This window comes from Bradyrhizobium sp. (assembly GCF_049586575.1).
GTDB lineage: Bacteria > Pseudomonadota > Alphaproteobacteria > Rhizobiales > Xanthobacteraceae > Bradyrhizobium.
Window position 1 is genome coordinate 1 of record NZ_JBAVCF010000523.1, and the last position, 7,277, is coordinate 7,277.

At 61.7% G+C, this 7,277-nt stretch carries 9 protein-coding genes and 1 pseudogene; 5 read left to right on the forward strand and 5 right to left on the reverse strand.

The genetic code is table 11. The annotated features are described in order from the left end of the window. The 3 genes and pseudogenes from WB528_RS19635 to WB528_RS19645 form a co-directional block, all read left to right on the forward strand. Window positions 1-251: pseudogene (locus WB528_RS19635) on the forward strand (histidine--tRNA ligase); the annotation flags it as partial. Window positions 252-296: 45 nt separating this feature from the next. Beyond that, window positions 297-557 (forward strand): tautomerase family protein, encoded by a 261-nt coding sequence (locus WB528_RS19640; protein WP_423890060.1) that lies wholly within the window; start codon window positions 297-299, stop codon window positions 555-557. Between the two features lie 47 nt (window positions 558-604). Beyond that, window positions 605-991, forward strand: coding sequence for a thioesterase family protein (locus WB528_RS19645; RefSeq protein ID WP_423890061.1), 387 nt, complete (start codon window positions 605-607; stop codon window positions 989-991). On the opposite strand, the gene proC is transcribed toward WB528_RS19645, so the two are convergent. Then, entirely contained in the window at window positions 992-1,837 is an 846-nt protein-coding gene (gene proC, locus WB528_RS19650; protein WP_423890063.1) for a pyrroline-5-carboxylate reductase, read from the reverse strand. A 173-nt stretch (window positions 1,838-2,010) separates the two neighbouring features. Next, the gene (locus WB528_RS19655; protein ID WP_423890065.1) at window positions 2,011-2,511 is read right to left on the reverse strand and encodes a YbjN domain-containing protein; all 501 of its coding nucleotides are present in this window, start codon (window positions 2,509-2,511) and stop codon (window positions 2,011-2,013) included. 458 nt (window positions 2,512-2,969) lie between these two features. Here WB528_RS19655 and WB528_RS19660 point away from each other — a divergent pair, with 458 nt between their 5' ends. Together WB528_RS19660 and WB528_RS19665 are read left to right on the forward strand one after the other, a co-directional pair. Beyond that, window positions 2,970-3,500 carry a 6,7-dimethyl-8-ribityllumazine synthase gene (locus WB528_RS19660; protein ID WP_423890066.1) on the forward strand — a complete coding sequence of 177 codons (531 nt, stop codon included), beginning with the start codon at window positions 2,970-2,972 and terminating at the stop codon, window positions 3,498-3,500. A gap of 189 nt (window positions 3,501-3,689) precedes the next feature. Further along, the gene (locus WB528_RS19665) at window positions 3,690-4,094 is read left to right on the forward strand and encodes a hypothetical protein (RefSeq protein ID WP_423890068.1); all 405 of its coding nucleotides are present in this window, start codon (window positions 3,690-3,692) and stop codon (window positions 4,092-4,094) included. Window positions 4,095-4,162: 68 nt separating this feature from the next. Here WB528_RS19665 and WB528_RS19670 read toward each other — a convergent pair whose 3' ends face one another. From WB528_RS19670 to pgeF, 3 genes are all read right to left on the reverse strand, one after another. Next, window positions 4,163-5,116, reverse strand: coding sequence for a ribose-phosphate pyrophosphokinase (locus WB528_RS19670; protein WP_423890069.1), 954 nt, complete (start codon window positions 5,114-5,116; stop codon window positions 4,163-4,165). A 330-nt stretch (window positions 5,117-5,446) separates the two neighbouring features. Further along, window positions 5,447-5,998: a hypothetical protein gene (locus WB528_RS19675; RefSeq protein WP_423890070.1), complete on the reverse strand. Its 552-nt coding sequence runs from the start codon at window positions 5,996-5,998 to the stop codon at window positions 5,447-5,449. A 357-nt stretch (window positions 5,999-6,355) separates the two neighbouring features. Beyond that, on the reverse strand, window positions 6,356-7,102 hold the full coding sequence (gene pgeF, locus WB528_RS19680) for a peptidoglycan editing factor PgeF (RefSeq protein ID WP_423890071.1): 747 nt from the start codon (window positions 7,100-7,102) through the stop codon (window positions 6,356-6,358). Window positions 7,103-7,277: the final 175 nt, after the last annotated feature.

Below are 7,277 nucleotides of genomic sequence, written 5' to 3' on the forward strand. Positions count from 1 at the left end.
AGAACATGGGCAACCAGCTCAAATATGCCGATCGACGTAACTCTCCTTGCGTGGTCATCCAGGGTTCGGACGAGAAGGCGAAGGGCAAAGTCCTTATTAAAGACCTCATCCTCGGCGCTGGCTTGACCGACACCAGCGACCGCGACGAATATTTGAAGAAACAGACTGAGGCGCAGATCGAGGTCGACGAAAACGAACTTGTCGCGGCCGTGCGCAAAATATTGGCGCGGCACGCGGTCACGTGGGGCTGAATACCAGATACCTGGGCTTGACCCGCGTGGCTATCTCTTCAGAAGATGGGTAGCCTGCTTTGGGCCTGCGAGTATTCGACAGCGAACGAAAACAAAAGGAGTAGTGGGATGCCCGAAATCACCATCAGCATGGCCGTCGGCCGCACCGACGAACAGAAGGTCGGCATGATGCGCGACATCACGCAAGCGCTGGTGAAGAATCTCGGCGTCGATGCCGAAGCTGTCGTGATCCAGATCAACGAGGCGCCGTTGATCCACAAGATGAAGGGCGGCCAGTCCTTCGTTGAACGCTTCGCGAAAAAATAATTTCCGCTTCTTGAGTTGTCCCCGCGTAAGCGGGGACTGAGGTTTCCATGGACGCACGCGACGTCATCAAGATCGGCATGAGCGCTGAACGAAAGCTGGTGGTGCCGCCCGAGCGCACCGTCGGGCATTTCGTGCCGAACATGCCGATGGTTTATGCGACGCCGATGATGATTCTGGAGATGGAGATGGCGTCGGCCGACGCCATCGCGCCCGGTCTTGAACCGGGATGGGTCACGGTCGGCACCGAGGTCGACATCCGTCATCTCGCCGCGACCCCGGTCGGCGCAACGGTACGCACCGTCGCTCGCGTCATTGCGGTGGAGCGGCGCATCATCCGCTTCGAAGTCGAAGCCTTCGACGAGAAACGCCGTATCGGCGAGGGCCGCCACGCCCGCGGCCTCGTCAATGTCGAGGCTTTCGGCAAACGGCTCTGATTACTTCGCCAGTTCCTTCGAGCGCTTCGTTGCGGCGGCAACCGCTCGCATGAGCAGCGATTGCAGGCCGTCTTTTCCCATCAACACTTCCAACGCGGCTGCCGTGGTGCCGCCGGGCGATGTGACATTCTGGCGCAGCGTCGCGGCCGCGAGGTCGGAGCGATGCAACAACTCGCCGGAGCCCGCGACGGTTTCGCACGCGAGTTTGGTCGCCAATGCTTCGGGCAACCCAGCCGCGACACCGGCACGCGCCAGTTCCTCGGCGAGCAGGAACACGTAAGCCGGGCCCGAACCGGAAACCGCGGTCACCGCGTCCATCAGGCTTTCATCGGTGACCCATTCGACCGAACCGGTCGCGCGCAACAGGCCGTCGGCGGTTGCGCGTTGCGCACCGCTGACATCCTTCGCCGCTACCGCAACCGTGATGCCGCGGCCGATCGCGGCCGGCGTGTTGGGCATGGCGCGCACGATATGGCCGCCCAAAACGTCGGCAAGCGAGCCAATCGTGGTTCCTGCCATGATCGACACTACCAAAGTGGCCGCATCGACGTAGGGTTTCAGAGCCGGGCCCGCCTCGCGGAAGGCCTGCGGTTTTAACGCGATCACGAAAGCCGCGACAGATCCCGCCTCATGAGGAGTGGGGTTGAGACGCACGCCGCTCGCAAGGTGTGCCCGAATCTCATCGGACGGTTGCGGCTCGATCACGGCCACGTGGCGCGGGTTGAAGCCCTGCGCCAGCCAACCGGACAGCATCGCGCCGCCCATCTTTCCTGCGCCGGCGAGGACGACGGTGCCTGAGATATTTTTCAATGCGGTCGTGTTGCTCACGCTCTCACCACAAATCATCCGTTGTCCCCGCGCATGCAGGGACCCCCGCGCGAGCGCTTAGGCTCTTCGCGATACCACTGTCGGTTCTAATTCATCGAGATATCAGCAACAAGCGCTGTACAACGCAATTGCCGTCACGGCGTATGGGTCCCTGTTTCCGCAGGGACGATATCGAGCGTGTCGAAGCTAACCTACGCCTCGCCCTCGGTGTCGAACATGGCGGCGCTCATGGCTTCCGCGGCCGTCTTGCCCGCCCAGACCACGAACTGGAACGCCGGATAATAGCGCTCGCAGGCGTGGAGCGCGCTCACCAGCATGGTCTCGCATTGCGCCGTCGAGGCGGCCATCCCGCCGGGCAGAACCAGCGCCTGTCGGTACATGATCATGCCGGTATGGGTCCAGATGTCGAAATGCCCGACCCATAGTTGTTCGTTGATCGCGGCGATCAGCCGCTGCACCTCGCCTCGACGCGGTTCCGGAATCTTCATGTCGAAGGCGCAGGCCAGATGCAGCGCCTCGATTTCGCTCATCCAGGTGAAGGAGAGCTGGTAGTCGGTCCAGTTTCCCTTGGAGACGATCGTTATTTCGTCGTCGCCGGAGCGCTCGAACGACAAATTATTGTCGGCGGCGACGTCCTCGACGACTGCGAGAGGGTTGGTCCGGGAATCAATTATGCCTTCGAGGAGGGACATGCCGTCTCGACCTTGCCTTTTTCGAAATTCGGATACGAGCGATACGCACACGGCACGCCGACATGCGCCCGCATTCGCGCCGTGGCGGCTGCTCGCCCCGATGATCCATCGCGTCGGGATCAGGGCTTGCCGGGACGAAGTGATGTGATTTGCGGAATCGGCGCAACGGCACCCGGACTCCATCCACAGGCAATGCTCAAATCGTCCACAGCTCTTCGTGCGCGTTAACTTTTGCATGAGAACAAACCGGAATCGGATTCGGATCTCGCCCAAATCGTTAATTTTCGAGCAGTGAGGGAACATGGAGAGGAACATGCAACCCGTTGTTCGGTCCCGCGCCACAAATGCGGATATGGGCCACGGCGACGGTCCTTGCTGGCGAAGGCGCCGCTCGCCATAATTCCCTGCACGAAGCGTGAAACCTGATTATCCGGACTCTGTCGCGAAGCGAGGACACCATGAATCAAACGCCGCAGGGAGATGCCGGCACAACGGAGTCTGCGGAGGCCACTGAACGGCCTGCCCATCCGCGTTTCACAAAGCCGCAACGGGTCGCCTTTGTGCAGTCCGCCTGGCATCGTGACGTCGTGGCCGAGTGCCGCGAGGCGTTTCTCGCCGAGATCGAGGCGCGTCACATCGCGCGCGCCCAGATCGACGTGTTCGAGGTGCCGGGTTCCTACGAGATTCCCCTGCATGTGCAGTTGCTCGCCAAGACGCGCCGCTACACGGCGATCGTGGCGGCCGGCCTTGTGGTTGATGATGCCTATGTCGCCGAGACCGTGATCAGGGCGCTGATGGAGGTGCAACTGCGCACGGAGATTCCGGTGTTCTCGGCGGTGGTGACGCCGCAGCAGTTTCGCGAGACGGCGGATGCCGATTTCCTGCGCCGGCATTTCACGTCCAAGGGTGTGGGCGTGGCGGAGGCCTGCGCCAACACGCTGCTCAGCCTGGAGCGGTTACGCGGCCAGGTCGCGGCCGGAATCGTCTAGACGGCGACCGTCTGGATCAGTCTCATCGATGAGGTGCTCGGCCACGCCGCGTCGCCGCGCGCGACGTTTTGCCCGGTTCCCGGTTAAGATTACGTCTTAACTAAGTATTAAGGATGGGTTTGCGGGCGGCCAACGCTCTGCCTAGCCTGCCTCGAAATACTGCGCGTAACAGTAATGGGTGAGTGCGTCATGAAAAGCAGAATGTACGGAATCCTGATTGCGTCCGTGGGCGCGATCGCTTTGACAGGTGCGACCAGCGAGACGTTCGCGGCCTCGCGGGGCGCGCATATGACTTCCCACCGTTTCGCGCCACATTCGCTGCGGCATCACCACCGCTCGCAAGACGGATTTGTCTGGGGCGACGGCGGCTACTTCTATGGGCCGACCGCGGACGCTCCGCTGTATGGCGCGCCGCTGACCGGCGAGATCCGTAATTCCAACGCCAGCGACATTCCCTGGGATTGGGCCCATCGCTATCCGCCGGCCGTCGTGCCGTCCGCGCGGCCTTACGTGTCGAGCTGTGGCGCCGAGACCGTCACGGTCCCGGACGGCCGTGGTGGCAACGGGCAGGTCAACATAGTGAGATGTTACTGAGTGCTGTGGTCTGGTTCCCGCGTCGTGGAGACGAGGTGGCGCGGCCGGCCGAGGATTGATACCGGCCTTTAATCGAACAAGCTCGACACCGACTCTTCCGAAGCCGTGCGGCCGATCGCTTCCGCAATCAGGTCGGCGATCGACAGCGCGCGGATATTCGGTGCCTTGCTGACCGCTTCGGTTGGCTGGATCGAGTCGGTGATGACAAGTTCCTTCAGCCGCGAGGAAGTGATGCGGGTTACGGCGCCACCCGAGAGTACGCCGTGGGTGATATAGGCGTAGACTTCCTTGGCGCCATTGGCGAGCAGCGCATCGGCCGCGTTCACCAGCGTGCCGCCGGAATCGACGATGTCGTCGACCAGGATGCAAGTGTAGCCGGCGACGTCGCCGATCACGTTCATCACTTCGGATTCACCGGCACGCTCGCGACGTTTGTCGATGATGGCGAGCGGTGCGTTGATACGCTTGGCGAGCCCGCGGGCGCGCACCACGCCGCCGACGTCGGGCGACACCACCATCACGTTGGCGAGGTCGAACCGTTCGCGGATGTCGCGCACCATCACCGGCGAGGCATAGAGGTTGTCGGTCGGGATATCGAAGAAGCCCTGGATTTGCCCGGCGTGGAGATCGAGCGTCATCACGCGATCGGCACCGGCATGGGTAATCAGGTTTGCGACCAGCTTGGCCGAAATCGGGGTGCGGGGGCCTGCCTTGCGGTCCTGCCGCGCATAGCCGAAGTAGGGCACCACAGCCGTAATGCGGCGCGCGGAGGCCCGGCGCAGCGCATCGGTGATGATCAAGAGCTCCATCAGGTGATCGTTGGCCGGAAACGAGGTCGACTGGATCACGAATACGTCGGAGCCGCGGACGTTTTCCTGGATCTCGACGAAAATCTCCATGTCCGCGAAGCGACGGACAATCGCTTTCGTAAGCGACAGGTCCAGCCAGTTGGCGATCTCTTTCGCCAGCACCGGATTGGAATTGCCGGCGACCAGCTTGATCGAGCCGTTCTTGGCTGACATCGAGGCTTCTCCCCGCGCCTTGCTGGAGACCATATTCAGCATATCGCAATACCCACGAAATCGCGCGTTTCGACAGATCTAGCGCCGCTCATCTGAAGTTCCTGCGCACAAGCGGCGAGCCCTGCTCAGGAACTTCAAATGAAAAACGCGGCACCAGAATCGTTAACTTTGCCAGCGCCTCTGACTTTCCGAAGTTCGCGAAAGGTGGGTGGTGCAACGGCGCACGAACTTCGGAAAGGAGGCACTGGCGTGATATCAAGGCCATAGCCCGGCTGGCAACCCATCTGCCCGGTTTTCCCGGCAAAAATAGGTATTTCAGAGCTACTTTGGCTAATGGTCGGTATAGGCCAAAGTAGGAAGGTCGTCGGCGCTGGCGACCGCGGGTCCGCGCCTGGACGGTGAGGCGGGCGGCGGTTGAGGCGCATCGGCCGGAGGCGCGCCGTTGATCATGCTGGAAAGGCCGCTCAGGCCGGCCTGGGCGATCTTTCGCAACACCAGATCGTCGACCGAAGCCCAGGCGTCGCGGCCGGCCTTGCCGGCCGGCTCTTCGCCGGAAAGCCGCAGCGCGCGCTGCTGGTTCTGGTCATAGACATCCCAGACCCAGGCGATCGTGGTGCGGCCGTGGCTGACTTCCGCGGCGAGATAGCTTCGCACCCGATAGGCGGCTGTGCCCTCACGGGACACGATCGACAGGCTCCGCAGTTTGGATTCGCTGTCCAGTACGCCGACCATCCGATCGAACACCTGAGGTGGCGGTCCATCGATGGATTCGAACGCAATCGTCGGACCGCTTGAACTATTCGCCATCGCAAAGGAATTGTTGGCGGCGCCGCCGGCGCAGCCGCCAAGGCCAATGGCCGCCGTAAGCAGAACCGCCACCATCGCAGCGCGCGGTACGATCCGGCAAACGCGGGGCAAATTTACGGATAGGTCGCTCATTGGCGCTAGTGCGGCGGATTTGACATTCGCTTCAGTGTCGCCCGGAGTTCTCATAGCGAATGTCAATCCAAAGCCGCACTAGAAAACTAGATTTGGTGGTGTTCCCCTGGTTCTGGCATTCGTAAAAACTCCGCAGCACGTCTGTACGAATGCCAGAACCAGGAACGCCACAGCGATATCGTTAAAATCCGTTAACGTCTAGGGCAGAGGTCCGACTGCACGAACGCGATGCTCGTTCGGTTCACTGTTGGGGCTTGGTCTGTTCGAAAAAGGCGCTTTCCGACTTTTTCGGATCGCGGCTTAGCCTTCAAGAACTATGGCGTGAACGTGGCGGCCATAATCCGCCTCCTTGCGATGCACGGAGCGGCGGTAGCTGAAAAAATTCTCGTCGGCATAGGTGTCGATGCCGGTATCGTCGACAACCAGCACGCCGGCATTGTCGAGCCGCTTGCGGATGAAGCCGGCGAGATCGAACATCGCGTGACCCGCTCGCGCGCCGGGCAGGAAGTAGAGAGAATTCCCGGCATCCGCTTCGACAAACCGTTCGACGAATTCGTGACCGACTTCGTAGGACGGCTGGCGGATCAACGGGCCGATCGCCGCCACCACGTTGGCGCGGTCGGCGCCAAGCTTTTCCATCGCGTCCACGGTGGCTTCGACGACCCCCGTCAATGCGCCTTTCCAGCCAGCATGCGCCGCGCCGATGACGCGCGCCCTGGGATCGGCGAAAAGAACAGGTCCGCAGTCGGCGGCGGTAACGCCGATCGCAAGGCCCTCGGTGCGGCTGACGATGGCGTCGGCCTTCGGCCGCGCGACGGTGTCCCATGGCGCGGATGCCACCGCGACGTCAGGAGAATGAATTTGAAACACCGTGAGCATATGCTCGGGTGGGACATGCAATGCTGCGGCCATCCGCCGGCGATTTTCCGCTACATGCGCCGGATTGTCGCGAGAGCCGACACCGCCGTTGAGGCTGGCATAAATGCCTTCGGAGACGCCGCCTTCACGGCTGAAGAAGGCATGACGCAGGCCGGGAATGGCGGACAGCAGGGGCGATTCGAGTGGAGTGGATTTGACATTCGCTCCACCCTGGCCGCGCACTCCTGATGCGAATGTCAAATCCAAAACTCCACTAAAATTGATGTTTGCTAGTGAATTATTTTCTAGTGTGGCTTTGGTTCAGAAGTCCGCATGAGGAACTCGCGGCGGTAACGATGCGGAC

Coding starts and splice junctions, on each gene's coding strand:
- WB528_RS19640 (WP_423890060.1), top strand. CDS start 297: ATGGGTAGCCTGCTTTGGGCCTGCGAGTATTCGACAGCGAACGAAAAC.
- WB528_RS19645 (WP_423890061.1), top strand. CDS start 605: ATGGACGCACGCGACGTCATCAAGATCGGCATGAGCGCTGAACGAAAG.
- proC (WP_423890063.1), bottom strand. CDS start 1,837: ATGATTTGTGGTGAGAGCGTGAGCAACACGACCGCATTGAAAAATATC.
- WB528_RS19655 (WP_423890065.1), bottom strand. CDS start 2,511: ATGTCCCTCCTCGAAGGCATAATTGATTCCCGGACCAACCCTCTCGCA.
- WB528_RS19660 (WP_423890066.1), top strand. CDS start 2,970: ATGAATCAAACGCCGCAGGGAGATGCCGGCACAACGGAGTCTGCGGAG.
- WB528_RS19665 (WP_423890068.1), top strand. CDS start 3,690: ATGAAAAGCAGAATGTACGGAATCCTGATTGCGTCCGTGGGCGCGATC.
- WB528_RS19670 (WP_423890069.1), bottom strand. CDS start 5,116: ATGTCAGCCAAGAACGGCTCGATCAAGCTGGTCGCCGGCAATTCCAAT.
- WB528_RS19675 (WP_423890070.1), bottom strand. CDS start 5,998: ATGGTGGCGGTTCTGCTTACGGCGGCCATTGGCCTTGGCGGCTGCGCC.